This window comes from Reyranella sp., assembly GCF_044224635.1.
In the GTDB taxonomy this organism is placed as follows: Bacteria; Pseudomonadota; Alphaproteobacteria; order Reyranellales; family Reyranellaceae; genus Reyranella.
This window is the reverse complement of sequence record NZ_JBGAKA010000073.1, coordinates 1-25,082: the sequence shown is the minus strand read 5'-3', so window position 1 is coordinate 25,082 and position 25,082 is coordinate 1. Positions and strand designations below refer to the sequence as shown.

Below are 25,082 nucleotides of genomic sequence, written 5' to 3'. Positions count from 1 at the left end.
TGGCGAAACTGGCGGTGACCTTTGCATAGCTTTGCCGGCCTTACGATGAGTAGACATGCCGATGCAAACTGAAGCGCGCGCGCCGCTGGCGGCGCGCCTGCCTTTCTTCTACGGCTGGGTGATCATCGCCGTCGCCTTCGTCACAGTGGCGCTGAGCGTGACCGCGCGCACGGCATTCTCGCTGGTCTTCCCGCCGATCGTCCAGGAGTTCGGCTGGGACCGCGGCCTCGCCGCGGGCGCCTTCTCCTTCGGCTTCCTGGTGTCGGCCGTGCTCAGCCCGATGATCGGGCGGCTGATGGACCGGCGCGGCCCGCGCTTCGTCATCGAGGCGGGCGTGCTGGTGATGGCCGCGGGCCTGCTCGGCGCCACGCAGATCGCCTCGCCCTGGCAGCTCTATGCGACGCTGGGCGTGCTGGTGGGCGCCGGCGCCAACTGCATGAGCTTCAGCGTGCAGTCGCAATACCTGCCGAACTGGTTCGTGCGCCGGCGCGCCATGGCGATCGGGCTGGCCTTTTCCGGCGTCGGGGTCGGCGCCATCACCCTGCTGCCGTGGATGCAGGCGGTGATCCAGCACGACGGCTGGCGGGCCTCGTGCTGGATGCTGGGGGTGCTGACGCTGGTGGTCCTGCTGCCGCTCAACTGGATCGTGCGCAAGCGGCCGCAGGATCTCGGCCTGCAACCCGACGGCGGCAGCGCCGGCGCCGGACCGGCGGCGCGAACGCTCAGGATCGTCGACGCGGCGTGGGCGGGGACGGTATGGACGACCGGGCGCGCGGTACGCACGGCGCGCTTCTGGTGGATCGCCGTCGCCTTCTTCTGCGGCGGCTTCGTCTGGTATGCCGTGCAGGTCCATCAGACCAAGTACCTGATCGAGGTCGGGTTCAGCCCGATGCAGTCGGCCTGGGCGCTGGGCCTCGTCGCCATGGTCGGCGTGCCGGGGCAGATTGCACTCGGCGCCCTGTCGGATCGCATCGGCCGCGAGATCGTCTGGCTGATCACCAACGCGGGCTTCGCGATCTGCTATGCCGCGCTGCTCGGCCTGCAGAGCGGCCCGTCGGAAGTCCTGCTCTACGTCATGGTGCTGTCACAGGGCCTGCTGGGATACGCGTTGACGTCGGTGATGGGCGCGATCGTGGTCGAGATCTTCGAGGGCCCGCATTTCGGCTCGATCTTCGGCCTGGTAATGGTCGCCCTGCTGGCCGGCGGCGCCGCCGGCCCATGGCTCACCGGCTTCCTCTACGACCGCACCGGCAGCTACGAGATCGCCTTCATCCTGGCGATCGTGCTCTGCGCCGTCGGCGCGCTGGCCATCTGGCGCGCCTCACCGGGAAAGGTGAGGCGGGTGGCGGGACGGTCGTGATCACTCTCGATGACAACAATGCCTTCAAAGCCTGTGACGTTCTTCGCGCGTTCTCATTCTCCTCCCCAGCTTCGCTGGGGAGGAGAATGAGAGCGTGCGACCAAAGTCATAGGCTCACAGGATGACGAAAGGAGCGCTCGGCTCCTACTCGTTCAATCCCTTCCCCGAGTACGGGTGCGTGGCGATCCAGTGCTTGGCGATGTCGATACGGCGGGTCACCCAGGCGCCTTCTTTCTTGCCGATGTAGTCGAGCAGGCGCCACAGGCCGGCCATGCGGCCGGGGTGGCCGATCAGGCGCTGGTGCAGGCCGACCGACATCATCTTCGGCGCCGTGGCGCCCTCGTGATAGAGCACGTCGAAGGCGTCGCGCACCAGGCCGAACCACTGGTCGGCGTGGGTCATGCCGGCGGCGTACTTGCCGTCGTTGTTGGTGAGCGAGTAGGGCACGATCAGGTGCGGCTTGCCCTCGACCGTCTGCCAGAACGGCAGCTCGTCGCCGTAATAGTCCGAGTCGTAGGTGAAGCCGCCTTCCTCGACCAGCAGGCGCCGCGTGTTCACGCTCGGTCCATAGCGGCAATACCAGCCGGCGGGACGCTCGCCGACCGTCTTTTTCAGCGAGCCGATGGCCTTGCCGATGTGCTCGCGCTCCTCGGCCTCGCTGAGCTGGAAGTGGCGGATCCAGCGCCAGCCGTGGCAGCACACGTCGAAGCCCGATTTGGCGATCGCCTCGGCGGCTGGCGGATTGCGCTCGAGCGCCAGCGCGCAGCCGAACACGGTGAGCGGCAGGCCGCGCTCCTGGAAGGCGCGCATGATGCGCCAGAAGCCGACACGGCTGCCGTACTCGAACATGCCTTCGCCGGCGAGATCGCGGCCCTTGAGACCCTGCGAGGAGGTCGAGGATTCGGTGAGGCCGGTCTCGGTGTAGCCCTCGCCGTCCTGCATCGACGGCTCGGAGCCTTCCTCGTAGTTGACGACGAAGTTGACGGCGATGCGCGCGCCGCCGGGCCATTTCGGGTCGGGCGGGTTGGCGCCATAGCCAATCAGGTCACGGGTCGGTTGCCAGCTCATGTCGGTCTCCTCATCAGGTCGGCGCCCATCTGTCGGGCGATGTCGGCAATCTTGTCGTTGGGCTCGCGCATCGAGATGCGGCGCACGCCGGCGCGCAGGCAGGCCAGCGCATAGCCCGGCGTGTCGCCGCAATCGACGATCAGCGTGAAGGCGACGTCGGGAAACTCGTCGCGGCCGCGCTCCTCGAGCGCGGCGAGGTAGCCCGCGCCGTAGGTCGCGGCGGCGTTCTCCGGCGTCACGAGAGTAGGCGACCGGCCGGCCGCGCGCGCGGCCGTCAGCGCCTCTGCCATCGTCCGCCAGTCGCGGATGAGGACGGGGTGATCATCCTCATGTTCCTCTCCCCCGCCAGGGCAGGGCATTCGCATATGGACGCTCTCTCATTTTCCTCCACAAGCGTAGCTTGGGGAGGTGTCGCCGTCTTCGGCGACGGAGGGGTCATGAGCCACAGTCCCGCTGCTCATGACCCCTCCGCCCCGTATGACGGGGCACCTCCCCAGCGAAGCTGGGGAGGATGGCGTTGCTACTCATTCAACCCTTTGCCCGGATACGGGTGCGTCGCGATCCAGTGCCGGGCGATGTCGACGCGCCGGGTGATCCACACGCCGGCGTGCTTCTGCATGTAGTCGAGCAGCCGCTCCAGGCCAACGGCGCGCGCCGGATGGCCGATCAGGCGCATGTGCAGGCCGACCGACATCATTTTGGGCTGCGTCCGGCCCTCGCGATAGAGCATGTCGAAGGCGTCGCGCAGGAACGAGAACCATTGATCCGAGGTGCCGATGCCGCTCACGAACTTGCCGTCGTTGTTGGTGAGCGAGTAGGGCACGACCAGATGCGGCTTGCCGTCGACGGTGAGCCAGAACGGCAGCTCGTCGCCGTAATAGTCGCTGTCGTAGAGGAAGCCGCCTTCCTCGACGACCAGCCGGCGCGTGTTCTCGCCCGGTCCGTAGCGGCAGTACCAGCCGTGCGGGCGCTCGCCGATCATCTTCTCCGTGCTGGCGATCGCCTTGCGGATGTGGTCGCGCTCCTCGGCTTCGCCGAGCTCGTAGTGCTTGATCCAGCGCCAGCCGTGCGAGCACACGTCGTAGCCTGCCTTCCTGATGGCGGCCGAGGTCTCGGGATTGCGCTCGAAGGCCAGCCCGCAGCCATACATGGTCAGCGGCAGGTTGCGCTCCTGGAACAGGCGCGTCACGCGCCAGAAGCCGACCCGGCTGCCGTATTCGAACAGGCTTTCGCCGGCGAGGTCGCGGCCGCTGATCGTCTGGCCCATGCCGTGCGCCTCGGTGAGGCCGATGTCTGTATAGCCCTCGCCATCCTGCATCGAGGGCTCGGAGCCTTCCTCGTAGTTCAGGACGAAATTCACCGCCAGGCGCGCGCCGTTGGGCCATTTCGGGTCGGGCAGGTTGGCGCCATAGCCGACGAAATCGCGGCGAACTTCATAGGGCATCGTGGGCTCCGGACTTCCAGGGGATGCGGATGGTGAAGGGTGCGACCGGCACGAACTCCTCGTCGCCCGTGCTGCCGTCGAGCCACATGAACACGGCGAAGCGGCCGGGGCGGTCGAGCACGGTCAGGCCGTGGTGCCAGGTGTTTGGCTTGTAGGTGACGCCCTGCTTGCCGCTGGCGATGAAGGCGCGCAGGCCGGCGAGGTCGGGACCGCCCGCGGCGGCGTGCGGCGCCACGACGATCAGCCAGCGCCCGACGTCGATGGGGACGAAGGTCTGGGAGGAGAATTCGTGGCGCTCGAGCAGGTCGGCGCGCAGCGGGCGCTCGGCCGTCTCGGCCTTGAGGATCGCCGACAGGCTGGCGCGGGCGCTCGGCCGCAAATTGCCCAGGGCCTCGTCGTAGTAGGTGCGGCCGGCCTCGTCGGGGATGTCGATGACATCGCCGAAGGCAGTGAACGCCTCGCGGCTGAGCGGCTGCGGCGTGACCTCCATGGATGCTCCCCTTGCTAGTCGCGCATGCGGCGGGTGAGTCCCACCGTCCATTCCATGACCAGCATCAGCACGAACGCGGCGGCGATCAAGACGCCCGATACGGCGGCGACGCGCACGTCGAGGGTCGATTCCATCATGCCCCACATGCGCATCGGCAGCACCTCGGTGCGCGCGCTCGACAGGAACAGCGACACCGGAACGTTGTCGATCGAGGCCATGAAGGCGAGGAAGGCGCCGGCGGCGATGCCGGGGAAGATCATCGGCAGGGTGACGCGGCGCAGGGTGTAGAGCCACGACGCGCCCAGGCTGGCCGACGAATCGAGCAGCGCCGGGTCGAGCTGCGAGAGGCTGGCCGTCGTGGTGCGCAGGATGAACGGCATGGTGACGACGAGATGGCCGGCGATGATCAGGTTGAGCGACGGCCGGAAGCCGATCAGGGTGAAGTACATCAGCGCGGCCAGGCCGAAGGTGATGCCGGGCAGCACCAGCGGCGACATGAACAGGCTGTCGGTCACCCGGGCCAGGGTGCGCTTGTTGCGCGCCAGGCCGAGCGAGGCCAGCGTCGCCAGCACGACGCCCAGCAGCGTCGACCAGCCGGCGATCTCGAGCGAGTTCGACACCGCGCGATGGATCGGTCGCGAGGCGGTGGGATCGAACAGCTGCTCGTACCAGCGGAACGAGAAGCCGGCCGGCGGGAATTTCAGCGACCGGTTCTCGGTGAACGAGGTCATCAGCACGACGACCACCGGAGTCACGATGATCAGGACGGCAAGCAGCGCGATGCCGCCGATGACCACGGCGTAGGAGATGTCGGCGAGGCTGCGGTGTCTAGCCATGGGATGCCTTCAAGCTCTCCTCCCCAACGAAGTTGGGGAGGTGTCGCCGTCATACGGCGACGGAGGGGTCATGAGGCATGGCCCACGCTGCCTCTCGTGACTCATGACCCCTCCGCCCGGTAAGACCGGGCACCTCCCCAGCGGAGCTGGGGAGGGGAGCGAGAACGGGTCGCGTGGTCCGTCACCCATGCACATACCCCGGCGAGCGGCGGCCGAGCCAGGAGAGGGCGGCGATGACCGAGAGGACGGAGACGACCAGCGTCAGCGAGGCGACGGCGGCCTGCGGCCAGTGGAAGACGATCAGCGCCTGCTGCCAGATCACCAGTGGCAGGTAGATCAGGCGCACGCCGCCGATCACGGTCTGCGAGATGAAGGCCGTGGTCGAGCTCGCGAACACCAGGAGGCAGCCGGCGACCAGCCCCGGCATGCTGAGCGGCACGATGACGGTGAACAGCGTCCGCCATCTCGAGGCGCCGAGCGCCGCCGAGGCGTCGCGCAGGTTGGGATCGAGGCGCGACATCACGCTGATCAGCGGCAGCAGCATCAACGGCATCTCGATCTGGGTGAGCGAGATCACCAGGCCGAGCTCGGTTTGCAGCAGCCGCAGCGGCTCGGAGATGATGCCGAGCGACAGCAGGATCTGGTTCACCAGCCCCTCGCGCCCCAGCACGACGATCCAGGCGAAGGTGCGGACCACCACCGAGAGCAGCAGCGGCATGACGATGATGAACAAGAGCACGCGCTGCCAGCGCGCCGGCAGGTCGAGATAGACCAGCGCCAGCGGGTAGCCGATCAGCACGGTGGTGCACACCGTCTTGACGCCGAGCAGCAGCGTGTCGGCGATGATCTTGTAGGTGAAGGGATCGCCGAAATACTTGGCCCAGCTGGCGAGGCCGGGCTGGGTGAGCTTCTCGTCGTCGAAGAAGCTCACGCCGACCAGCAGCATCAGCGGCGCCAGGAAGAGCGCCGCGAAAGCGAGGCCAAGCGGCAGCGCGAGCTGCCACTCCGAGAATTTCAGCAGCGGACGCATCTCAGCTTCTCCTCCCCAGCTCCGCTGGGGAGGAGAGCCCGAAATCACTTGGCCATTTCCTTGTTGAACTTCTCGATCCAGGCGGCGCGCAGCGGGTTGATCTTGGCCCAGTCGTGCTGGACGTAGCTCGTCATCTCGTCGAGGCTCTTCATCGGCAGGTCGGGCGGCAGCGCCGCGTCCTTGTTGATGGGCAGGAAGTTGTAGGGCGGCTTGGTCAGCGCCTCCTGGATCTCCTTGCTGACGACCAGGTCGAGATACTTGTATGCATTGGCCGATTCGCCAGTGCCCTTGGCAATGTGCATGGTGGTGAAGAAGGCGATGGCGCCGCTCTCGGGCTTCACGAACTCGATGGGGATGTCCTTGCCCTTCAACGTCGCGACGGTCTGGGTGTTGGTGTACATCACGTCGCACTGGCCTTGCTGGAAGAGGCCGGGCATCGCCGCTGGCAGGCCGACCGCGGCGACCTTCGGCAGAACCTTCTTGAGCTCGACCAGCGCCGGCTCGACGTCGGTCAGCGAGCCGCCGAACTGCTTGGCAAGCTCGATCAGCGAGGAGGTGCCGAAGGTCGTCTGGAAGCCGGTAAGGCCGAGCCGTGATACCCACGGGTCGACCAGCAGGTCCTTCCAGCCCTTGGGCGCCGGCAGTTTCTTCGGGTTGTAGGCGATGCCGACGACCTGGGCGCCGACGCAGACGCCCGCATCGTCGACCAGCGACGGCGGGATCTTGGCGAGGTTGGTGAGCTTCTTGCCGTCGAACTTCTCGAACAGGCCGCCTTCGAGGGCGACGATGCGCGGCCCGGGATCGAGCACGAAGACGTCGAACGGCGGCGCGCCGCGCGCCGCCTTGGCCTTGCCGACCTGGTCCATGGCGAACAGCGGCGCCAGCTCGAGGTCGATGTCGTCCTTCTTCTTCAGCGCCGGCATGACGACCGTGCGATAGGCGTCCTCCCAGGTGCCCGGATAGGTCGTGGCGGTCAGGCTGCCTTTGGCGAAGGCGATGCCGGGCAGCAGGACGGCGCCGCCGAGAGCGGTGGTGCCGGCAAGCAGGCTTCTGCGAGAGATCATGAGCTTACTCCTCGAGGATCAGGTGGAACGCGGAAACAGGGACGGGCGGGCATCAGGCGCGAGCGCGCAATAGACGCGGCCGGCGAGCGGCGGGACGGGGCGGCGCGGCTCGACGATCTTGAGGAACACGCCGTCGGCGGTGCGCGCCTCGTGCACCAGCTGGGCGCCGAGCGGCAGGCTGAGGCCGGGCTCGATGCGCCAGCATTGCGGGCCGCTTTCGGCCGACAGCGTCAGCTGCTCGGGCCGCACCGACAGCAGCACCGGGTCGCCGGCGGCGAGATCCTCGGTCGCGGCGACCTGCAAGGTGGCGCCGGCATCGAGCGTCACCATTGCCTGGCCGTTGGCGAGCGCGGCGACGCGGCCGCCCAGCAGGTTGGTGGTGCCGATGAAGCCGTTGACGAACAGCGTGCTCGGCCGGTCGTAGATGGCGAGCGGCGTGTCGAACTGCTCGACCTGGCCCTTGTTCATGACGGCGATGCGGTCGGCGACGCTCATCGCCTCGTCCTGGTCGTGCGTCACCAGGATGGTGGTGAGACCGAGCACGCGCTGCAGGCGCTTGACCTCGATCTGCATGTCGAGACGCAGGTTGCGGTCGAGCGCGGCGAACGGCTCGTCGAGCAGCAGGATCGACGGCTCGACGGCGAGCGCGCGGGCCAGCGCCACGCGCTGCTGCTGGCCGCCCGAGAGCTGGCGGGGCAGGCGCTCGCGAAAGCCGTCGAGCTGGACGATGCCCAGGAAGCGGGCGACGCGCGCCTGGATGTCGGCGCTTCTCATGCCGCGGGCGCGCAGGCCGTAGGCGACGTTCTCCGCCACCGTCATGTGCGGGAACAGCGCGTAGTTCTGGAAGACGATGCCGACGTTGCGGCGATTGGCCGGCAGATGATCGATCGGCGCGCCGTCGACGCGCACGCGCCCGGCGGCCTGGCGCACGAAACCGGCGACGACGCGGAGCAGGGTGGTCTTGCCGCAGCCCGACGGCCCCAGCAGGGCCACGACCTCGCCCGGCTCGATCGACAGCGTCACGCCGTCGACGGCCAGGGCCGCGCCGTAGCGAACCGTCACGTCCTCGACGTCGAGCGTGCGGCCGGCGGGCCGAGCCGTCGTCGCTGTCGAGCTGCTTTGCTGCTGCACGTCCCCCTGCCTCCTGCTTGCGCAGGAGGCAAGGCGCATGCCAAGCCTGTCAAGAGCCGACTATCCTCCCCAGCTTCGCTGGGGAGGAATCTGAGTCGTCAGCCCAGCTTGCCCATCGCGACGGCGGTGTCGGCCATGCGGTTGGAGAAGCCCCATTCGTTGTCGTACCAGCTCATGACGCGCACCAGCGTGCCGTCCATGACCTTGGTCTGGTCCATGTGGAAGGTCGACGAGTGCGAATCGTGGTTGAAGTCGATCGACACGTTGGGCTGGTCGGTCCAGCCCAGGATGCCCTTGAGCTGGTTGGCGGCGGCGAGCTTGACCGCCTTGTTGATCTCGTCCTTGTCGGTCTTGCGCTTGGCGACGAACTTGAAGTCGATCATCGACACGTTGGGCGTCGGCACGCGGATCGCCACGCCGTCGAGCTTGCCGTTGAGCTCGGGCAGCACCAGGCCGACCGCCTTGGCGGCACCGGTCGAGGTCGGGATCATCGACAGCGCCGCGGCGCGCCCGCGGTAGAGATCCTTGTGCATGGTGTCGAGCGTCGGCTGGTCGCCGGTGTAGGCGTGGATCGTCGTCATGAAGCCGTGCTCGATGCCGACCGCGTCGTTCAGCACCTTGGCGACCGGCGCCAGGCAGTTGGTCGTGCACGAGGCGTTGGAGACCACGACGTGATCCTTGGTGAGCTTGTCGTGGTTGACGCCGTAGACGACCGTCAGGTCGGCGTTGTCGGCCGGGGCCGAGACCAGCACGCGCTTGGCGCCGGCGGCGAGATGGGCCGAGGCGGCCTTCTTCGAGGTGAAGAAGCCGGTGCATTCCAGCGAGAGCTCGACGCCCAGCTCCTTGTGCGGCAGCTTGCTCGGATCGCGCTCGGCGGTGACCTTCATCTTGCCGCGGCCGACATCGATCGTGTCGCCGTCGACCTTGACCTCGCCGTTGAAGCGGCCGTGCACGCTGTCGAAGCGGAACAGGTGAGCGTTGGTCTCGACGGGGCCGAGATCGTTGATCGCCACCACCTCGATGTCCTTGCGGCCCGATTCCATGATCGCGCGCATGACGTTGCGGCCGATCCGCCCGAAGCCGTTGATTGCAACCCGAACTGCCATGTTCCCCTCCGTTACCGGTTATTCCGTCGGCACTAGCTGTTGGTGAGCCGGCGCGCCGCGTCGGCGATCGCCTCGGCCGTAATGCCGAAATGCTTGTAGAGATCGGTTGCCTTGCCCGACGCGCCGAAGCTCTTCATGCCGACGAAGGCGCCGCGCGTGCCGAGCCAGCGTTCCCAGCCGAAGCCCGCGGCGGCCTCGCAGGCGACCCGCACCGTTCCGTCGGCGCCCAGGACCTCCTGGCGATATGGGGCGTCTTGCGCGGCGAACAATTCCCATGACGGCATCGAGACCACGGCGGCGGCGAGGCCGTCCGCCGCCAGAAGCTCGCGTGCCTCGAGCGCCAGCTGCACTTCCGAGCCCGAGGCGATCAGGCGGATCGGCGCCGAAGCCTCGCCGGCCAGGATGTAGGCGCCGCCGGTGCAGCGATTGCCGGCGCCGGCATCGCGCACGGTCGGCAGGTTCTGGCGGGTGAGCGCGATCACGGTCGGCGTGTTGTGCGAGTCGAGCGCGATCTGCCAGCACTCGGCCGTCTCGATCGTGTCGGCCGGACGCAGCACCTGGAGGTTGGGGATGGTCCGCAAGGCGGCGAGATGCTCGACCGGCTGATGGGTCGGACCGTCCTCGCCGAGCCCGATCGAATCGTGGGTCATCACGTAGATGACGCGCAGCCCCATCAGGGCGGCCAGGCGGATCGACGGCCGGCAATAGTCGGTGAAGACCAGGAAGGTGCCGCCGTACGGGATCACCCCGCCATGCAGCGCCATGCCGTTCATCGCCGCCGCCATGGCGTGCTCGCGGATGCCGTAATAGACGTAGCGGCCGCCCGGATCGGCCGCGGTCTGGGCCTTCAAGGTCGCCGTCTTGGTGTTGTTCGAGCCGGTGAGGTCGGCCGAGCCGCCGATCATGTCGGGCAGCAGCGGGTTCAGGATCTCGAGCACTTCCTGGCTCGACTTGCGCGTCGCCCAGGAGGGCTTGTCGGTGGCGATCTTGGCCTTGAAGGAGGCCAGGGCCTCGCCCACGGTTGGCGGGATGTCGCCCTTCTGGCGGCGGTCGAACTCGGCGCGATCGCCATCGGCCATCGCGGAGTGACGCTGCGTCCACTTGCGACGAGCCGACTTGCCGCGTGCGCCGACCTTGCGCCAGGCGCTCAGGATCGGCTCGGGGATCTCGAACGCCGGATAGGGCCAGCCAAGCTTCTCGCGGGCGCCGGCGACCTCGTCCTTGCCGAGCGGCGAGCCGTGCGTCGCCGCCGTCCCGGCCTTGGTCGGCGCGCCGAAGCCGATCACCGTCTTGCAGGCGATCATCGACGGCTTGTCGGTGACGGCGCGGGCGCGGCGGATGGCGCGGGCGACCGCCTCGGCGTCCAGGCCATCGACGGCCTGGACGTGCCAGCCGGCGGCGGCGAAGCGCTTCTTGTGATCGTCCGAGGTGCTGAGCGATGTCGCTCCGTCGATCGAGATGCCGTTGTCGTCGAACAGCACGATCAGGCGGCCGAGCTTGAGATGGCCGGCCAGCGTGATCGCCTCCTGGCCGACGCCTTCCATCAGGCAACCGTCGCCGGCGATCACGTAGGTGAAGTGATCGACGAGGTCGCGGCCGAAGCGTTCGGCCAGCAGGCGTTCGGCCAGCGCGAAGCCCACCGAATTGCCCAAGCCCTGACCCAGCGGACCCGTGGTCGTCTCGATGCCGCTGGCATGCCCGTGCTCGGGATGGCCGGCGGTGCGGCTGCCGACCTGGCGGAAATGCTTCAGCTCGTCGAGCGTCATGTCGACGTAGCCGGTGAGATGGAGCAGCGAGTAGAGCAGCATCGAGCCGTGGCCGGCCGACAGGATGAAGCGATCGCGATCCGGCCAGTGTGGGTCGGACGCATCGAACTTCATGAACTTGGTGAACAGCACGGTGGCCACGTCGGCCATCCCCATGGGCATGCCGGGATGGCCGGAGTCGGCCCGCTGCACGGCATCCATGGCCAGCGCCCGGATGGCGTTCGCCATGTCGCGGGGCTCGATGTCGCGGCGATCGGTGTCGCGGCGATCTACTGTCTGGTCTGTCATTTCACGGGAATGCCGTAGGGGTTTTCGAAGCGGCGCGCAACATGCCGACCACCTTCCCGAGCGTCAATCCGCAAAAGGACATGGCTGCGCCAAGCCCCTGTTCTAATTGTGTGATCGCGGATTCTACCGCTGCAGCAGCAGGGGCACTTCGGCACGGCGGCGCTGCTCGTAGATGATCGAGGTTTCGATCCGTGTCACGCCCGGCCGGTTGGTGAAGTGGTCGAGCGCGAGGTCCTTGAGATGCTGGGTGTCGCGCGCGACGACATGCACCACGAGGTCGTGGCGCCCGGTGATCAGGTACGCCGAGCGCACCTCGGGGATGGTTTCGACGTCGGCCATGAAGGTATCGACGGTCGCGCGCTCATGCTTGGCCAGCTCGATGAACAGCAGGGCCTCGATGCCGACGCCCATCCGCTTGGCCTCGACCACGGCATGGGCTCCGGTCAGGACACCCTCGCTCCACAGCCGCTTCACCCGCTCGTGGCAGCTCGACGGCGCCAACCCGACGCGGACCGCCAGCTCCTTGTTGGGAATGCGTACATCATTCTGCAGGATGGCAACAATGGCGAAGTCAATTCGGTCGAAAGGGGCCATCGCCGGAGACTGACCGAAATCTGTTCGGTTGCAAAGAATAGTCTGGCTCTTACGATTCGGGGCCAGGTGGACAACACGAGGGTCAGCATGAGCTTCGACCTCCCGAGGCTCGCCAACCTGCAGCGTGCCGACATCGAGCGCTTCCGGCAGGATGGCTTCCTCATCGTCGAGGGAGTCCTGTCGCCGGAGCGAGTCGAGGCGCTGCGGGAAAGCTTCCCCAGGCTGTTTGCCGGCAAGTTCGACACCGGCATTTATCCCGATGAATGGTACTGGCGCGAGGGCATGAGCCTGCCCGACGTCACGCGTCACATGGCGAACGCCTGGAAGGCCGACCTGACGGTGGCCAAGCTCGCCCTGTCGGCCGATATCGGGCGTGCGGCGGCGGCGCTGACCGGCTGGTCGGGGGTGCGATTGGGCCAGGACACGATCTGGTGGAAGGTGCCCAGGACCAAGGCGGTGGCCCTGCACCAGGACTCTTCGTTCATGGATTTTCTCGATCCACCGCGGACGGTCACCTGCTGGTGGACGCTCGACGACACCCGTCGCGAGGTCGGGACGCTCGAATATGTTGCCGGATCGCATCGCTGGCCGCTGACGCCGATCCCCGACGGCTTCCACGCGCCCGACGATTACCGTGCCCTGATGAAGAACGCTGCGCGGGTGGCTGGCGTGGCCGATCCCACGCCGTTCTTCATCGAGATTCCCGCGGGCTCCTGTGTCTTCCACGCCGGCGAGATCTGGCACGGCTCGGCGCCGAACGCTTCAGGCGATCGCATGCGCCGCTCGATCGGCATCCACATGACGCCGGCCGAGGCGCGCTTCTCGGACCGGCCGGGCGGGTACATCTACCGGCGCTACCAGAGGACGGATGATCCGAGCCTCGACGAGAGCTACTTTCCGATCCTGTGGACAAGTGACGGCCACCGCACGCCGTGGATCGAAGGCTACTGCAAGACCGGCAAGCGCAGCGTCCGGCACTGAGATAGGGTAATCGAGCATGTCATTTCCTCCTTCTCCGTCATCCCGAGCGGAGGCGCCCGAAGGGCGGCGCAGTCGAGGGACCTTATCTTGCCGATGCTGCAACAAGAGAGAGGTCCCTCCGCTCCGCCTCGCTGCGCTCGGCTCCGGTCGGGATGACGGTGTTTTTGAATGGGATAGCTCTTGGCAGCGAAGGGGCGGCAAATGAGCGAGCATGATGCGGGACTGCCGGTGCCCTACATGGAACGCACGCGCCACTACTATCGCGCGCTCGGCTACGAGACGGACTATGTCTGGGCGCACCACGACGATGTTCCGTTCGCGCGTCTGGCCAAGCCGCTCCGTGAATCGACGATAGCCCTGATCACGACGGCCGGCCCGCCCGACCTGTCGAACCGCGATGCACGCAACCGCAAGCACGTCTGGTCGGGCGAGGTCGCGCAACCACCGGCAACTTTCGACACCGACGTCGCCTGGGACAGGGAGGCGACCCATACCGACGATCGCGAGACTTTCCTGCCGATCGACGCGATGAAGCGGCTTGTGGCCGAAGGAGCGATCGGCGCGCTGTCGCCGCGCTTTCACGGTGCGCCGACCGACTACAGCCATCGCAAGACGATCGAGGAAGACGCGCCGGAGATCCTGCGGCGCTTGCGCGAGGACAAGGTCGACGCGGCGCTGCTCACCGCGCTTTGACCCGTCTGTCACCAGACCGTGAGTCTGGTCGCCCGTCATCTCGAAGCGAACGGCCTCCCGACCGTGGTCGTGGGCTCGGCCCGGGACATCGTCGAGCACTGCGGCGTGCCGCGCTTCCTGTTCAGCGATTTTCCCTTAGGCAATCCCTGCGGCCATCCGTGGCACCCCGACATGCAGACGGCGATCGTGCGGCGCGCCTTGTCCCTCCTGGAAACGGCGACGGCGCCGCGCGCGACCGTGCGGGCGCCGTTCGAATGGAAGCCCGATCCCGAATGGCGCGAGCGCTACAATCGGGTGCGGCCCGAGGACCGCGACAGGCTGCTTGCGGCCGGCGTGGCGCGCCGTGAGAGGAGAAAGCAGGCTTCGCAGGCGCGTGGCAACATCTAGCGGCTTGCGTTGCTCCACAGGGTCAAGATGTTGACCGCTCCACGGGGCAGCACTTATGATTCCGCGATGGAGCAGGTGCAGCCGGGAAACCAACTGCCTACGGTCGGCGGGGGAACCATGGCCAGGACAGGCAGTGCGAAGGATCGCGTCAACGACGCGCTGAGCCGCCTCGAATCGATGTTCGATGCGCGGCTACAGGGCGAGAAGGCCCGCGCCGACGATCTGGCCGAGAGGCTGGCCAAGCTCGAGCGCCAGCATGACGAACTGAGGAAGGTTGCGAGCGAAGTCGAAGGCCGGCTCGAACGGGCGATGGAGTACATTCGATCGTTGCTGGCCGTCGATCAAGAGTGACGTCAAACTGCTGATCCCCTCGAACGCCGAAACGGCGCAAAAACGGAGGAGCGGAAAATGCCGCGTGAAGTATCGATTCAGATCGCCAATCGAACCTACGAGCTTGCCTGTGGCGAAGGCGAGGAAGGGCGCGTCCAGGAGCTGGCCGCCTATGTCGACGAGAAGGTGAACGAGCTGCGCCGCCAGATGCCGGGCACGCCCGAGGTCAAGCTGCTGGTGTTCGCCGCCCTGCTGCTGGCGGAGGAAAGCCGGGAAGCGCGCGGCATTGCCAAGGCCGCGGAGAACGCCCGTGCCAGCGCGACCGACAATGCCGAGACCCTGGCCACCGCGCTCGAGGACCTGATCACCGCGCGCGTCGACAAGATGAGCCGCAAGATGAGCGGCGCGGCCTGACCTGCTTCTGTCGTCCTGAACGAAGTGAAGGACCTCTCGCCGCTCGCTACGGGAGTGCTCTGGACCTGGTGGCGATGAGATCCTTCGCTTCGCTCAGGATGACAGGAGAGATGCGCGCAGCCCGCATGAGCCTCTCATTGCAGCCGCCCCCGCCAATCACTAGATTGAGGGCGGGGCGGACTCTGCGCGGTGCGAGGTTCGCTTAAAACCCCGGGGCCAATAAGAACTCCTGGGAACTGTTCCTGGCCTCGACCGTGGTCTTGGCTACACGGTGCCCACCTGCTTTTGCAGGCCTTGGAGGTTCTACGAACCACGGCCCATCGTGGATCCGCCCCACCTTGAGCGAGGACCTTTCTCTTCCTCGTGTTCGGAGCGACCCTCGACGAGATTGTCATCCCGAGCGCAGCGAGTAATCTTTACATCCACCCATGACCCTGATCGAAGAGAAGCGGCGCCTGCGGGGCGTCATGGTGGCGCGGCGCGCCGAGCTGAGCGAGGAGCGCCGCCGGGCGGCCGCGGATCGCCTGTGCGCCGCCTTCTTCGATGAGAAGCCGTTCGCGCTTCCGGCCGTCGTCACGGCGTTCTGGTCGATCAACGAGGAGATCGACGTCCGGCCGCTGATGCATGCCCTGGTCGAGGCCGGCTGCCGGCTGGCGCTGCCGGTGGTGCAGGGCAAGCGCCAGCCACTGGTGTTTCGTGCCTGGTCGCCCGGCGACGAACTGGAGGCGGGTGTGTTCGGCACCTTCCATCCGTTCGGCCATCGCGAGGTGCTCGAGCCCGACGCTCTGCTGGTGCCGCTGCTCGCCTGCGATGGCGAAGGCTGGCGGCTGGGCTATGGCGGCGGCTTCTACGACCGCACGCTGACCGGCTTGCGCGCGCGGCGGAGGGTGACCGCGGTCGGTGTGGGTTACGACGAGCAGGTCATCGAGGCCGTGCCGCATGGGCCGGATGACGAGCGCCTCGATTGGTTGTTGACCGACCGCCGCGCTTGCGCCTTTGTCTGAGGCATGAAGGTTCTGTTTTGTGGTGACATCGTCGGCCGCGCCGGGCGCGACGCCGTCATCAAGGAAGTACCGCGGCTGCGCCGCGAGCTCGATCTCGATTTCGTCACCGTCAACGGCGAGAACGCCGCCGCAGGCTTCGGCATCACCGCCAAGATCTGCGCCGAGCTGCACGAAGCCGGGGTCGATTGCATCACCACCGGCAACCATGTCTGGGATCAGCGCGAGATCATCCCCTACATCGCGCAGGACAAGCGCCTGCTGCGGCCGATCAACTTCCCGCCCGGCACGCCGGGCTGGGGCGCCAACCTGTTCCAGACCGCGCGCGGCCAGAAGGTGTTGGTCATCAACGTGATGTGCCGGCTGTTCATGGATGCGTTGGACGATCCGTTCCGCACCGTCGACGCGGAGCTGGCGAAGTACGTGCTGGGCGGCTCGGCCAACTTCATCCTGGTCGACGTGCACGGCGAGGCGACCAGCGAGAAGCAGTCGGTCGGACACTACTGCGACGGCCGCGTCTCGGCCGTGCTGGGCAGCCACAGCCACGTGCCGACCGCTGATGGCTGGGTCCTGCCGGGCGGCACTGCCTACCAGACCGATGTCGGCATGTGCGGCGACTACGATTCGGTGATCGGCATGAAGAAGGACGTCGCCGTCCAGCGCTTCATCCGCAAGATGCCGGGCGAGCGCCTGGCGCCGGCGGAAGGCGAGGGAACCCTGTGCGGGGCGCTCGTTGAAACCGACGATCGGACGGGTCGAGCCCGGTCGATCCGCCCGGTCCGGCTGGGCGGCAGGCTGCCTCAGACGGCCTGACTGCTGCATCTTGTGGTCGCACCCGGGCGTCCCTATCTATTAGCGGTAGCCTGAAGAGGCTCGTTGACGGCCTGGGGAAAAATCGGCATCCTTTTGATGTTAAAGGATTTTTCGCCGGCTCGGCGAGCTGTCTTCCAGGTTAGAGGGGGCGTCGGAATCTAGGTTCCGACGTTTTTTAGCGGGGGCTTCGGCCCCCGCCTTTTTTTGTTCCGGGCGGTCTTGCACCGTCTCGGACACTCCCAAACGCCACGAGAAGTGGTATAGGCGCCGCAGGAAATCACTGAATCTGGTTGTTGGGCGATGGCCGGCCATTCGCAATTCAAGAACATCATGCACCGCAAAGGGCGCCAGGACGCCCAGCGGGCCAAGATCTTCACCAAGCTGATCCGCGAGATCACCACGGCAGCCCGCCTGGGCTCGCCCGATCCGAACTCCAATCCGCGCCTTCGCGCCGCCATGATCGCGGCGCGCGACAACAACATGACGCGCGACACCATCGATCGCGCCATCAAGCGCGGCTCGGGCTCCGATGCCGACGCCAACTACGACGAGGTGCGCTACGAGGGCTACGGTCCCGCCGGAGTCGCCGTGATCGTCGAGGCGCTGACCAACAACCGCAATCGCACCGCCGGCGAAGTGCGCTCGATGTTCTCCAAGCACGGCGGCAATCTCGGTGAATCGAACAGCGTGTCGTTCATGTTCGATCGCCTCGGCGAGTTCCGCTTTCCGCTCTCCGTCGGCTCGGCCGACGACGTGCTCGAGAAGGCGATCGATGCCGGCGCCGACGACGTGGTGAGCGGCGAGGGGCCCGAGGGCGTGCACGAGATCTACTGCGCGCAGGACAGCTTCAACGCGGTGCGCGAGGCGCTCGAGAAATCGCTCGGCCAGCCGTCGGTCGCCAAGCTGACGTGGCGACCCAAGACGACGACGCCGATCGAAGGCGACACCGTGCAGACGCTGGTCGACCTGATGGCGGCGCTGGAAGACAACGACGACGTCCAGAACGTCTACGCCAATTTCGAGGTGTCGGACGACGCTCTGGCGACGTTCGCGGCCTGACGGCGCGATGAGACTGATCGGCCTCGATCCCGGTCTGCGTCTGACCGGCTGGGGCGTGATCGAAGTCGACGGCAACCGGCTGCGTCACGTCGCGCACGGTGTCGTGCGCGTCGATCCTTCGGGCGTGCTGGCCGACCGTCTGCGCGCGCTCTACGACGGCGTCGCCGCGATCGTCGCCGATCAGCGGCCCGCGGAGGCCGCGGTCGAGGAGACGTTCGTGAACGTCAATCCCGGATCCACCCTCAAGCTCGGCCAGGCGCGCGGCGTGGTCATGCTGGCGCCGGCGCGCGCCGGCCTGCCGGTGTTCGAGTACGCCGCCAACCTGATCAAGAAGTCGGTGACCGGCGCCGGCCACGCCGACAAGCGCCAGATCGCCATGATGGTCGGCCGCCTGCTGCCCGGCAGCGACGCCGAGGGCGATGCCGCCGATGCGCTGGCGGTGGCGATCTGCCATGCCCATCATCGCGCCACCCAGCGCCGCATCGAGGCCGCGCTGTGATCGCCCGCCTGAAAGGCGTCGTCGAATCGATCGACACCGACAGCGCCGTGATCGATGTCGGCGGCGTCGGCTATCTCGTGTCGGCGTCGGCGCGCACCCTGCGCGATCTCGCCGTCGGCGCCAGCGTGACGGTGATGGTCGAGACCATCGTGCGCGAGGACGCGATCGCGCTCTATGGTTTCCTCGACAGCGGCGAGCGCGACTGGTTCCGCATCCTGACCACGGTGCAGGGCGTCGGCGCGCGCGTGGCGCTGTCGATCCTGTCGACGCTTGCGCCCGACGAGATCGCGCGCGCCATCGTCGCTCAGGATCGCGCCACGCTCAGCCGGCCCGCGGGCGTCGGCCCCAAGCTCGCGGCGCGACTGGCGACCGAGCTCAAGGATCGCGCCGCCGCGTTCGGCGTGGCGCCGGCTGCCCGCGGCGTCGCACCGTCGTCGACGCCGGCGGCGCCGGCCGGCTCGCTCACCGAGGATGCGGTCTCGGCGCTGGTCAATCTCGGCTACAAGCGCGTCGAGGCGTTCGGCGCGGTGGCGCGCGCCACCCAGCAGCTCGGTGCCGAGGCCACGTTCGATGCCGTGGTGCGCGCCGGCCTGCGTGAGCTGGCGCGATGAAGGCGCCGGGCAAGCCTGCGCCCGATCGGCCCGCGCCGGACCGCCTGGTCGCGCCGGCGCGCGCTGACGAGGACGCCGCCGAGCTGGCGCTCAGGCCCCAGACGCTCGACGATTTCGTCGGCCAGAAACAGCTGCGTGAAAACCTGAAGGTCTACATCCGTGCTGCCAAGTCGCGCGGTGAGGCGCTGGACCACGTGCTGTTCCACGGGCCGCCCGGGCTCGGCAAGACGACGCTGGCGCAGATCGTGGCGCGCGAGATGGGTGTCGGCTTTCGCGCCACCTCGGGGCCGGTGATCCAGAAAGCGGGCGATCTCGCCGCCCAGCTCACCAACCTGCAGCCGCACGACGTGCTGTTCATCGACGAGATCCATCGTCTCAATCCGGCGATCGAGGAGGTGCTCTATCCGGCGATGGAGGATTTCCAGCTCGACCTGATGATCGGCGAAGGGCCGGCGGCGCGCTCGGTGCGCATCGAGCTGCCGCCGTTTACGCTGGTCGGCGCCACCACGCGTTCCGGCCTGATGACGCGGCCGCTGCGCGAGCGCTTCGGCATTCCGCTGCGCATGGTGTTCTACGAGCCGGCCGAGCTCGAGCTGATCGTGCATCGCGCCGCGCGCGTCCTGAAGATGGCGATGGCGCCCGACGGCGGGGCGGAGATCGCCAAGCGCTCGCGCGGCACGCCGCGCGTCGCCAACCGCCTGCTGCGCCGGGTGCGCGACTTCGCGGCCGTGGGCGGCGAGGCGGTGGTCGACGCCAGGGTCGCCGACTCGGCGCTGAACCGGCTCGAGATCGACGGCCGCGGGCTCGACCCCATGGACCGGCGCTATCTCGCCTGCATCGCCGACAATTACGGCGGCGGCCCGGTCGGCGTCGAGACTCTGGCGGCGGCGCTCGCCGAGCAGCGCGACGTTATCGAGGATGTGATCGAGCCATACCTGATGCAGCTCGGCCTGCTGATGCGCACCCCGCGCGGCCGCCTGCTGTCGGAGTCGGGCTATCGCCATCTCGGCTTGAAGATGCCGTCGGCCCAACTGCGCCAGCTCGACCTGCTGGCGGGCAACGGCACGGTGGACGAGGCGTGAAGGCGCCGACCTCCGGCCGCCTGGTCGACGGCGCCCACGTGCTGCCGCTGCGCATCTACTACGAAGACACCGACGCCGCCGGCATTGTCTACTACGCCAACTGGCTGCGCTTTCTCGAGCGCGGCCGCACCGAGATGCTGCGCCTGCTCGGCCAGCAGCACAGCGCCCTGCGCGAGGAGCGCGGCATCAACTGGGTGGTACGCCGCTGTACCATCGACTACCTGAAGCCGGCTCGGCTCGACGAGACGATCGAGGTGGTGACCCGCTGCGGCGTGCCGCGCGGTGCCTCGCTCGACATGCTGCAGGAGGCGTGGCGCGGCGAGGCGCTGCTGGTCCGCGCCGACCTGCTGGTGGCCTGCATGGCGGCCGATGGCCGGCCGACGCGGCTGCCATCACAGGTTCGCACAGCTTTGTCACAGATCGCGACGAATGGCGCCGGACCCGCCGGCACGGCTCCCGGGGCAACGCCCCGCTCACGCCATATTCCCATATAACCCTTTGAACCAACGGAGATAACCAATGGACGCGTTCGCGCAGGTCGCCGGCACCCCCCTCGGCGGCAGCACGGGACCGATCGACATGTCGGTCTATGGCCTGTTCATGCAGGCCGACTGGGTCGTCAAGGCGGTGATGATTGCGCTGCTGCTGGCGTCCTTCTGGTCATGGGCGATCATCTTCGAGAAGATGATCCGGTTGCGCTCGCTGAAGAAGAGCGCGCAGTCGTTCGAGGATACGTTCTGGTCGGGCGTGTCGCTCGAGGATCTCTACGATCGCGTCGGCGCCAAGCCCGACGATCCGATGTCGAGCATCTTCGCGTCGGCGATGCGCGAATGGCGCCGTTCGGTATCGAAAGGGCTCGATGCCAGCGCCTCGGCGCGCGCCGCGCTGCGCCAGCGCATCGAGCAGGTCATGGGCGTCACCATCCAGCGCGAGATGGAGGCGATCGAGAAGCGGCTGGGATTCCTGGCGACGGTCGGCGCCAACGCCACCTTCGTCGGACTGTTCGGCACGGTGTGGGGCATCATGAACAGCTTCGGCCATATCGCTCAGGCAAAGAACACCTCCCTCGCGGTCGTGGCGCCGGGCATCTCCGAGGCGCTGTTCGCCACCGCGATCGGACTGGTCGCCGCCATTCCGGCAGCCGGCGCCTACAACATCCTGTCGGGCCAGGTGGCGCGCTACGCCCAGCAGCTCGAGTCATTCGCCGGTGAGTTCATCACCATCCTGTCGCGCCAGCTCGAGGAGCAGGTCTGATGGCGGGAATCATTCCCGCCGCCGGGGGCGCGAGCGCAGGCGGCAGCAAGTTCAGGCGACGGCGCTACACGCCCATTGCCGACATCAACGTGACGCCGCTGGTCGACGTCATGCTGGTGCTGCTGATCATCTTCATGGTGACGGCGCCGCTGCTGCAGGTCGGCGTGCCGGTCGACCTGCCGAAGACCAGCGCGCAGCAGGTCGGCGGCAAGGACGAGCCGCTGGTCGTCTCGGTGAACGCGCAGGACGAGGTGTTCCTCGGCGAGACCAAGTACGAGCTGCCCGAGCTCAGCAGCAAGCTCAAGGCGGTGCACGAGGAGAAGCCCGACCAGCGCGTCTTCATCCGCGGCGACAAGGCCGTGAATTACGGGAAGATGATGGAGGTCATGGGCGTGGTGATCGACAGCGGCTTCCGCCAGCTCGGCCTGCTGGGCGAGCAGGCGCAGGCGCTCGGCAAGGGTGGCGGCACGGTGAGCCCCGCGCCGGCGCCGCGCGGTGGCCAGCCGCAGCAGCAACCGCAAGCGCCGGCGCCCCGGCGCTAGCCGATCGGAGAGATGGTCGATGGTGCGACGCACGCGCGAAAGCATCGAGATGCGCACCCCGGCAGCCCTGTCGGGGATGGTGCATGTCGTCGTGCTGGCCGCGGCCGTCGTAGGCTTCGACTTCTTCAACAAGCAGCCGCCGCTCGAGCCCGAGCCGGTCATGGTCGAGTTTGAGGCGATTGACAAGAAGGCCGGCGCGCCGACCGTCGGCAATCCGCCGCCGCAGCCCAAGGAAGCGCCGATCGCCCAGGAGACGTCGAAGGCGCCGCCGCCCAAGACCTCCGACCCGCCGCCGGCCCCGGAGAGGCCCAAGCCGGAGATCGCCGAATCCCTCAAGCCGACGCCGCCGGCCGAGAAGCCGAAACCCGAGGTCGCCGAGGCGCCCAAGCCGACTCCACCGGTCGAGAAGCCCAAGCCCGAGGTCGCCAAGCCGGCCGAGGATCTGATCGCGCTCAAGCCCAAGGAGCCCGAGCCGCCCAAGGTCGAGAAGCCGCCGGAGCCGCCCAAGCCTGTGCCCGAGGTGAAGAAGCCCGAGCCGCCAAAGCCCGAACCGCCCAAGCCGCCTCAGCAGGTCGCCAAGCCCGAGCCGCCGAAGCCGCCGCCGCCCAAGCCGGCGCCGCCCAAGCCCAACGTCGATTCGATGATCGACGACATCCTGAAGAACAAGCAGTCGCCGCAGAAGGTGCATACGCCGGAGCAGCAGCCCAAGCCGGTGCCCAATCCGACGCGCCAGGCGCCGGCGGCACCCAATCTCGCGACCGTCGTCACGGCAAGCGAGATCGAGGGCGTGCGCAACAAGATAAGGCCGTGCTGGAACTTCCCGGCCGGCGTGCGCGACCAGGCCGGGCTGATCGTCGTGCTGATCGTGCAGATGAACCAGGACGGCACACCGGTGAAGGCCGAGCTGCGCGACACCGGGCGCTACAACAACGATCCGACGTATCGCGCCGCCGCAGATGCGGCGCATCGCGCCATCATGAATCCGCGCTGCCAGCCGTGGCCGTTATCGGCTGAAAAGTACAATTCGTGGCGCACCATCACCTTCAACTTCGATCCTCGCGACTACTAGAGCACCGTCACAAGATTGAGGCCCCTCTTATGACCCGAAAGAACAATCTGAAGCTTCCCCGGCGCTTGACGATCCTCGGCGGTGCAGCCCTTGCCGCCGGCGCGACAATGCCGGCACGTGCGCAGCTCACCATCGACATGACCCGGCCGAGCTTCGAGCCGGTCCCGATCGCCATCGTCGATTTCGGCGGTGACCGCGTCGGCGCCCAGATCGCCGAGGTGATCCGCAACGACCTGCAGAACTCAGGCCTGTTCCGGTCAATCTCACCCAGCTCCTTCATCCAGCGCGACGTCGATGCCAATTCGGCGCCGCGCTTTCCCGACTGGCGCAGCGTTGGCGCGGCCGGCCTGGTGGTCGGACAGGTCCAGTCGGGCGGCGGCAACATCAAGGTCGACTTCCGCCTGTGGGATGTCGTCGTCGGCCAGCAGGCGACCGGGCTTTCGTTCAACAGCCAGCCCGCCAACTGGCGGCGGCTCGCCCACATCATTGCCGACGCGATCTACAAGCGCGTGACCGGCGAGGATGGCTACTTCGACACCCGCGTCGCCTACGTTTCCGAAAGTGGCCCGGCCAACGCCCGGGTCAAGCGCATCGCCATCATGGACCAGGACGGCGCCAACAACCGCTACATCACCGACGGGCGGACGATCGCACTGACTCCGCGCTTCTCCCCGACCCTGCAGGAGATCGTCTACATGGCGTACGGCGAGGATCGCGGCCCGCCGCGGGTCTACCTGCAGAATGTCGACAGCAGCCGGCGCGAGCTTTTGGGCAACTTCCCGGGCATGAGCTTTGCACCGCGCTTCTCGCCCGACGGCACCAAGGTGGTGATGAGCATCTCGGCTGACGGCAACAGCGACCTCTACGAAATGGACGTCCGCGGCCGCGCGCTGCGCCGGCTGACCAACACGCCGGCGATCGACACTTCGCCGTGCTATTCCAACGACGGCAGCCAGATCGTCTTCAACTCCGACCGCGGCGGCTCGCAGCAGCTCTACATCATGGGGGCGGGCGGCGGCGGCGAACGGCGCATCAGTTTCGGCGAGGGTCGCTACGCCACGCCGGTGTGGTCGCCGCGCGGCGACTTCATCGCCTTCACCAAGATCGGCGCCGGCGGCTTCGGCATCGGCGTCATGCGTACCGACGGCAGCGGCGAGCGCATGCTGGCCAGCGGCTTCCTGGTCGAGGGACCGACCTGGGCGCCCAACGGCCGCGTCCTGATGTTCTTCCGCGGCAACCCCAGCTCGGGCGGCCGCGCCGGCGCGGTGAGCCTGCACCAGATCGACATCACCGGGCGCTTCGAGCGCCAGGTGCCGACCCCGGGCGACGCTTCCGACCCGGCCTGGTCGCCCTTGATTCCGCAGTAGCGAAATATATGATCCTTGGCCCTCGGCCCGTGCGTACCTCTCGCCCGGGTCGATTTCGTTAGGAGAACTGAAAAATGCGCCTGTTCAAAGCATTAGCGACCGTCACAGCAATGGTCCTCCTGGCAGCCTGCAGCAACGAGCAATCGACGCAGACAGCCTCCGCGGCAAGCACCACCGTAACGCCTGGCTCGGTTGCCGATTTCCGTCAGAACGTCGGCGATCGCGTGTTCTTCGACACGGACATGTCGACCATCCGCGAAGACGGAAGACAGACGCTCAATCGTCAGGCCGAATGGCTGAAGAAGTACACCAATTATCCCGTTACCATCGAAGGCCATTGCGACGAGCGCGGCACGCGCGAGTACAATCTGGCGCTGGGCGAGCGCCGCGCCAACGCCGCCCGCCAGTATCTGATCGCCCAGGGCATCCCGGCGTCGCGCATCAGGACCATCAGCTACGGCAAGGAGCGTCCCGATCCGGTGGGCTCCGACGAAGCGGCATGGGCGCGCAACCGCCGGGCCGTCACCGAGCTGCAGTAATCGGGCATCCCGTCTCGACGCCGGTCGCCCCGCGACCGGCGTTTTCGTTGCACCTCCCCAGCTCCGCTGGGAGGTGTCCGCGTAATCGCGGACGGAGGGGTCATGAGCAACCCCTCCCATGCCCTTGACCCCTCCGTCGCGGATTACCGCGACACCTCGCCAGCGGAGCCTAGTTTCAGCACAGATGTTGCGCCGCACGAAGACGGGGGGAGGTTGGGAGTGTGTGTTGAGGAGCACGCTTCTCCTATAATTTTGGAATCCAAT

The 25,082-nt window shown here is 67.5% G+C and carries 29 protein-coding genes; 18 read left to right on the top strand and 11 right to left on the bottom strand.

From position 1 onward, the window contains the following. Positions 1–55 precede the first annotated feature (55 nt). Positions 56–1,360, top strand: a complete 1,305-nt coding sequence (locus ACILR9_RS35920; RefSeq protein WP_395714804.1) for an MFS transporter — start codon at positions 56–58, stop codon at positions 1,358–1,360. A gap of 144 nt (positions 1,361–1,504) precedes the next feature. On the opposite strand, the gene ACILR9_RS35915 is transcribed toward ACILR9_RS35920, so the two are convergent. The 11 genes from ACILR9_RS35915 to ACILR9_RS35865 all read right to left on the bottom strand — a co-directional run bounded on the left by ACILR9_RS35915 (position 1,505) and on the right by ACILR9_RS35865 (position 12,177). Beyond that, complete coding sequence (locus tag ACILR9_RS35915) at positions 1,505–2,428, bottom strand: allantoinase PuuE (RefSeq protein ID WP_395714803.1); 924 nt, start codon at positions 2,426–2,428, stop codon at positions 1,505–1,507. Beyond that, entirely contained in the window at positions 2,425–2,718 is a 294-nt protein-coding gene (locus tag ACILR9_RS35910; RefSeq protein ID WP_395714802.1) for a hypothetical protein, read from the bottom strand. The genes ACILR9_RS35915 and ACILR9_RS35910 overlap by 4 nt, the downstream gene beginning before the upstream one ends. A 230-nt stretch (positions 2,719–2,948) precedes the next feature. Beyond that, positions 2,949–3,872: an allantoinase PuuE gene (locus ACILR9_RS35905; RefSeq protein WP_395714801.1), complete on the bottom strand. Its 924-nt coding sequence runs from the start codon at positions 3,870–3,872 to the stop codon at positions 2,949–2,951. Continuing rightward, positions 3,862–4,362, bottom strand: a complete 501-nt coding sequence (locus ACILR9_RS35900; RefSeq protein WP_395714800.1) for an ureidoglycolate lyase — start codon at positions 4,360–4,362, stop codon at positions 3,862–3,864. The genes ACILR9_RS35905 and ACILR9_RS35900 overlap by 11 nt, the downstream gene beginning before the upstream one ends. A 14-nt stretch (positions 4,363–4,376) precedes the next feature. Further along, positions 4,377–5,198 carry an ABC transporter permease gene (locus ACILR9_RS35895; protein WP_395714799.1) on the bottom strand — a complete coding sequence of 274 codons (822 nt, stop codon included), beginning with the start codon at positions 5,196–5,198 and terminating at the stop codon, positions 4,377–4,379. A 181-nt stretch (positions 5,199–5,379) separates the two neighbouring features. Further along, positions 5,380–6,228, bottom strand: a complete 849-nt coding sequence (locus ACILR9_RS35890; RefSeq protein WP_395714798.1) for an ABC transporter permease — start codon at positions 6,226–6,228, stop codon at positions 5,380–5,382. 44 nt (positions 6,229–6,272) lie between these two features. Further along, complete coding sequence (locus ACILR9_RS35885) at positions 6,273–7,292, bottom strand: extracellular solute-binding protein (RefSeq protein WP_395714797.1); 1,020 nt, start codon at positions 7,290–7,292, stop codon at positions 6,273–6,275. Between the two features lie 18 nt (positions 7,293–7,310). Next, positions 7,311–8,423: an ABC transporter ATP-binding protein gene (locus ACILR9_RS35880; RefSeq protein WP_395714796.1), complete on the bottom strand. Its 1,113-nt coding sequence runs from the start codon at positions 8,421–8,423 to the stop codon at positions 7,311–7,313. A 98-nt stretch (positions 8,424–8,521) separates the two neighbouring features. Next, a complete protein-coding gene (gene gap, locus ACILR9_RS35875) occupies positions 8,522–9,529 on the bottom strand; it encodes a type I glyceraldehyde-3-phosphate dehydrogenase (RefSeq protein ID WP_395714795.1) in 1,008 nt (335 codons plus the stop codon). Between the two features lie 32 nt (positions 9,530–9,561). Further along, on the bottom strand, positions 9,562–11,583 hold the full coding sequence (tkt, locus tag ACILR9_RS35870) for a transketolase (protein ID WP_395714794.1): 2,022 nt from the start codon (positions 11,581–11,583) through the stop codon (positions 9,562–9,564). A 123-nt stretch (positions 11,584–11,706) separates the two neighbouring features. Further along, on the bottom strand, positions 11,707–12,177 hold the full coding sequence (locus ACILR9_RS35865; protein ID WP_395714793.1) for an Lrp/AsnC family transcriptional regulator: 471 nt from the start codon (positions 12,175–12,177) through the stop codon (positions 11,707–11,709). 87 nt (positions 12,178–12,264) lie between these two features. Between ACILR9_RS35865 and ACILR9_RS35860 the strand changes: the two genes are divergently transcribed. The 17 genes from ACILR9_RS35860 (at position 12,265) to pal (ending at position 24,818) form a co-directional block, all read left to right on the top strand. After that, on the top strand, positions 12,265–13,158 hold the full coding sequence (locus tag ACILR9_RS35860) for a phytanoyl-CoA dioxygenase family protein (protein WP_395714792.1): 894 nt from the start codon (positions 12,265–12,267) through the stop codon (positions 13,156–13,158). 201 nt (positions 13,159–13,359) lie between these two features. Then, positions 13,360–13,851 carry a glycine/sarcosine/betaine reductase selenoprotein B family protein gene (locus tag ACILR9_RS35855; RefSeq protein ID WP_395714791.1) on the top strand — a complete coding sequence of 164 codons (492 nt, stop codon included), beginning with the start codon at positions 13,360–13,362 and terminating at the stop codon, positions 13,849–13,851. Between the two features lie 18 nt (positions 13,852–13,869). After that, the gene (locus ACILR9_RS35850; protein WP_395714790.1) at positions 13,870–14,238 is read left to right on the top strand and encodes a hypothetical protein; all 369 of its coding nucleotides are present in this window, start codon (positions 13,870–13,872) and stop codon (positions 14,236–14,238) included. 66 nt (positions 14,239–14,304) lie between these two features. Next, positions 14,305–14,589 carry a hypothetical protein gene (locus ACILR9_RS35845; protein ID WP_395714789.1) on the top strand — a complete coding sequence of 95 codons (285 nt, stop codon included), beginning with the start codon at positions 14,305–14,307 and terminating at the stop codon, positions 14,587–14,589. Between the two features lie 57 nt (positions 14,590–14,646). Continuing rightward, on the top strand, positions 14,647–14,982 hold the full coding sequence (locus tag ACILR9_RS35840) for a cell division protein ZapA (RefSeq protein WP_395714788.1): 336 nt from the start codon (positions 14,647–14,649) through the stop codon (positions 14,980–14,982). A gap of 428 nt (positions 14,983–15,410) precedes the next feature. Next, the gene (locus ACILR9_RS35835; protein ID WP_395714787.1) at positions 15,411–15,986 is read left to right on the top strand and encodes a 5-formyltetrahydrofolate cyclo-ligase; all 576 of its coding nucleotides are present in this window, start codon (positions 15,411–15,413) and stop codon (positions 15,984–15,986) included. 3 nt (positions 15,987–15,989) lie between these two features. Further along, the gene (locus ACILR9_RS35830; protein WP_395714786.1) at positions 15,990–16,796 is read left to right on the top strand and encodes a YmdB family metallophosphoesterase; all 807 of its coding nucleotides are present in this window, start codon (positions 15,990–15,992) and stop codon (positions 16,794–16,796) included. 300 nt (positions 16,797–17,096) lie between these two features. Further along, positions 17,097–17,855: a YebC/PmpR family DNA-binding transcriptional regulator gene (locus ACILR9_RS35825; protein WP_395714785.1), complete on the top strand. Its 759-nt coding sequence runs from the start codon at positions 17,097–17,099 to the stop codon at positions 17,853–17,855. 7 nt (positions 17,856–17,862) lie between these two features. Further along, complete coding sequence (ruvC, locus tag ACILR9_RS35820; RefSeq protein ID WP_395714784.1) at positions 17,863–18,354, top strand: crossover junction endodeoxyribonuclease RuvC; 492 nt, start codon at positions 17,863–17,865, stop codon at positions 18,352–18,354. Beyond that, the gene (ruvA, locus tag ACILR9_RS35815) at positions 18,351–18,965 is read left to right on the top strand and encodes a Holliday junction branch migration protein RuvA (RefSeq protein ID WP_395714783.1); all 615 of its coding nucleotides are present in this window, start codon (positions 18,351–18,353) and stop codon (positions 18,963–18,965) included. The genes ruvC and ruvA overlap by 4 nt, the downstream gene beginning before the upstream one ends. Next, entirely contained in the window at positions 18,962–20,047 is a 1,086-nt protein-coding gene (gene ruvB, locus ACILR9_RS35810; protein WP_395714782.1) for a Holliday junction branch migration DNA helicase RuvB, read from the top strand. Before ruvA ends, ruvB begins: the two co-directional genes overlap by 4 nt. Then, the gene (ybgC, locus tag ACILR9_RS35805) at positions 20,044–20,541 is read left to right on the top strand and encodes a tol-pal system-associated acyl-CoA thioesterase (RefSeq protein ID WP_395714781.1); all 498 of its coding nucleotides are present in this window, start codon (positions 20,044–20,046) and stop codon (positions 20,539–20,541) included. Before ruvB ends, ybgC begins: the two co-directional genes overlap by 4 nt. 25 nt (positions 20,542–20,566) lie before the next feature. Further along, positions 20,567–21,301 (top strand): protein TolQ, encoded by a 735-nt coding sequence (gene tolQ, locus ACILR9_RS35800; RefSeq protein ID WP_395714780.1) that lies wholly within the window; start codon positions 20,567–20,569, stop codon positions 21,299–21,301. Next, positions 21,301–21,843, top strand: a complete 543-nt coding sequence (gene tolR / locus ACILR9_RS35795; RefSeq protein WP_395714779.1) for a protein TolR — start codon at positions 21,301–21,303, stop codon at positions 21,841–21,843. The genes tolQ and tolR overlap by 1 nt, the downstream gene beginning before the upstream one ends. A 19-nt stretch (positions 21,844–21,862) precedes the next feature. Next, positions 21,863–22,912 (top strand): hypothetical protein, encoded by a 1,050-nt coding sequence (locus ACILR9_RS35790; protein ID WP_395714778.1) that lies wholly within the window; start codon positions 21,863–21,865, stop codon positions 22,910–22,912. Between the two features lie 29 nt (positions 22,913–22,941). Continuing rightward, complete coding sequence (tolB, locus tag ACILR9_RS35785) at positions 22,942–24,279, top strand: Tol-Pal system beta propeller repeat protein TolB (RefSeq protein WP_395714777.1); 1,338 nt, start codon at positions 22,942–22,944, stop codon at positions 24,277–24,279. 74 nt (positions 24,280–24,353) lie between these two features. Next, positions 24,354–24,818, top strand: a complete 465-nt coding sequence (pal, locus tag ACILR9_RS35780) for a peptidoglycan-associated lipoprotein Pal (protein ID WP_395714776.1) — start codon at positions 24,354–24,356, stop codon at positions 24,816–24,818. Positions 24,819–25,082: the final 264 nt, after the last annotated feature.

Excerpts from the sequence above, each read along its gene's own strand:
- ACILR9_RS35895 (WP_395714799.1), bottom strand. The coding sequence starts at position 5,198 with ATGGCTAGACACCGCAGCCTCGCCGACATCTCCTACGCCGTGGTCATC.
- ACILR9_RS35830 (WP_395714786.1), top strand. The coding sequence starts at position 15,990 with ATGAAGGTTCTGTTTTGTGGTGACATCGTCGGCCGCGCCGGGCGCGAC.
- ACILR9_RS35790 (WP_395714778.1), top strand. The coding sequence starts at position 21,863 with ATGGTGCGACGCACGCGCGAAAGCATCGAGATGCGCACCCCGGCAGCC.
- ACILR9_RS35845 (WP_395714789.1), top strand. The coding sequence starts at position 14,305 with ATGGAGCAGGTGCAGCCGGGAAACCAACTGCCTACGGTCGGCGGGGGA.
- ruvC (WP_395714784.1), top strand. The coding sequence starts at position 17,863 with ATGAGACTGATCGGCCTCGATCCCGGTCTGCGTCTGACCGGCTGGGGC.
- ACILR9_RS35860 (WP_395714792.1), top strand. The coding sequence starts at position 12,265 with ATGAGCTTCGACCTCCCGAGGCTCGCCAACCTGCAGCGTGCCGACATC.
- ACILR9_RS35825 (WP_395714785.1), top strand. The coding sequence starts at position 17,097 with ATGGCCGGCCATTCGCAATTCAAGAACATCATGCACCGCAAAGGGCGC.
- ACILR9_RS35865 (WP_395714793.1), bottom strand. The coding sequence starts at position 12,177 with ATGGCCCCTTTCGACCGAATTGACTTCGCCATTGTTGCCATCCTGCAG.
- ACILR9_RS35920 (WP_395714804.1), top strand. The coding sequence starts at position 56 with ATGCCGATGCAAACTGAAGCGCGCGCGCCGCTGGCGGCGCGCCTGCCT.
- pal (WP_395714776.1), top strand. The coding sequence starts at position 24,354 with ATGCGCCTGTTCAAAGCATTAGCGACCGTCACAGCAATGGTCCTCCTG.
- tolR (WP_395714779.1), top strand. The coding sequence starts at position 21,301 with ATGGCGGGAATCATTCCCGCCGCCGGGGGCGCGAGCGCAGGCGGCAGC.
- ACILR9_RS35855 (WP_395714791.1), top strand. The coding sequence starts at position 13,360 with ATGAGCGAGCATGATGCGGGACTGCCGGTGCCCTACATGGAACGCACG.
- tolQ (WP_395714780.1), top strand. The coding sequence starts at position 20,567 with ATGGACGCGTTCGCGCAGGTCGCCGGCACCCCCCTCGGCGGCAGCACG.
- ACILR9_RS35840 (WP_395714788.1), top strand. The coding sequence starts at position 14,647 with ATGCCGCGTGAAGTATCGATTCAGATCGCCAATCGAACCTACGAGCTT.
- ACILR9_RS35900 (WP_395714800.1), bottom strand. The coding sequence starts at position 4,362 with ATGGAGGTCACGCCGCAGCCGCTCAGCCGCGAGGCGTTCACTGCCTTC.
- ACILR9_RS35885 (WP_395714797.1), bottom strand. The coding sequence starts at position 7,292 with ATGATCTCTCGCAGAAGCCTGCTTGCCGGCACCACCGCTCTCGGCGGC.
- ACILR9_RS35835 (WP_395714787.1), top strand. The coding sequence starts at position 15,411 with ATGACCCTGATCGAAGAGAAGCGGCGCCTGCGGGGCGTCATGGTGGCG.
- ACILR9_RS35905 (WP_395714801.1), bottom strand. The coding sequence starts at position 3,872 with ATGCCCTATGAAGTTCGCCGCGATTTCGTCGGCTATGGCGCCAACCTG.
- ACILR9_RS35890 (WP_395714798.1), bottom strand. The coding sequence starts at position 6,228 with ATGCGTCCGCTGCTGAAATTCTCGGAGTGGCAGCTCGCGCTGCCGCTT.
- ACILR9_RS35910 (WP_395714802.1), bottom strand. The coding sequence starts at position 2,718 with ATGGCAGAGGCGCTGACGGCCGCGCGCGCGGCCGGCCGGTCGCCTACT.
- tolB (WP_395714777.1), top strand. The coding sequence starts at position 22,942 with ATGACCCGAAAGAACAATCTGAAGCTTCCCCGGCGCTTGACGATCCTC.
- tkt (WP_395714794.1), bottom strand. The coding sequence starts at position 11,583 with ATGACAGACCAGACAGTAGATCGCCGCGACACCGATCGCCGCGACATC.
- gap (WP_395714795.1), bottom strand. The coding sequence starts at position 9,529 with ATGGCAGTTCGGGTTGCAATCAACGGCTTCGGGCGGATCGGCCGCAAC.
- ruvB (WP_395714782.1), top strand. The coding sequence starts at position 18,962 with ATGAAGGCGCCGGGCAAGCCTGCGCCCGATCGGCCCGCGCCGGACCGC.
- ACILR9_RS35915 (WP_395714803.1), bottom strand. The coding sequence starts at position 2,428 with ATGAGCTGGCAACCGACCCGTGACCTGATTGGCTATGGCGCCAACCCG.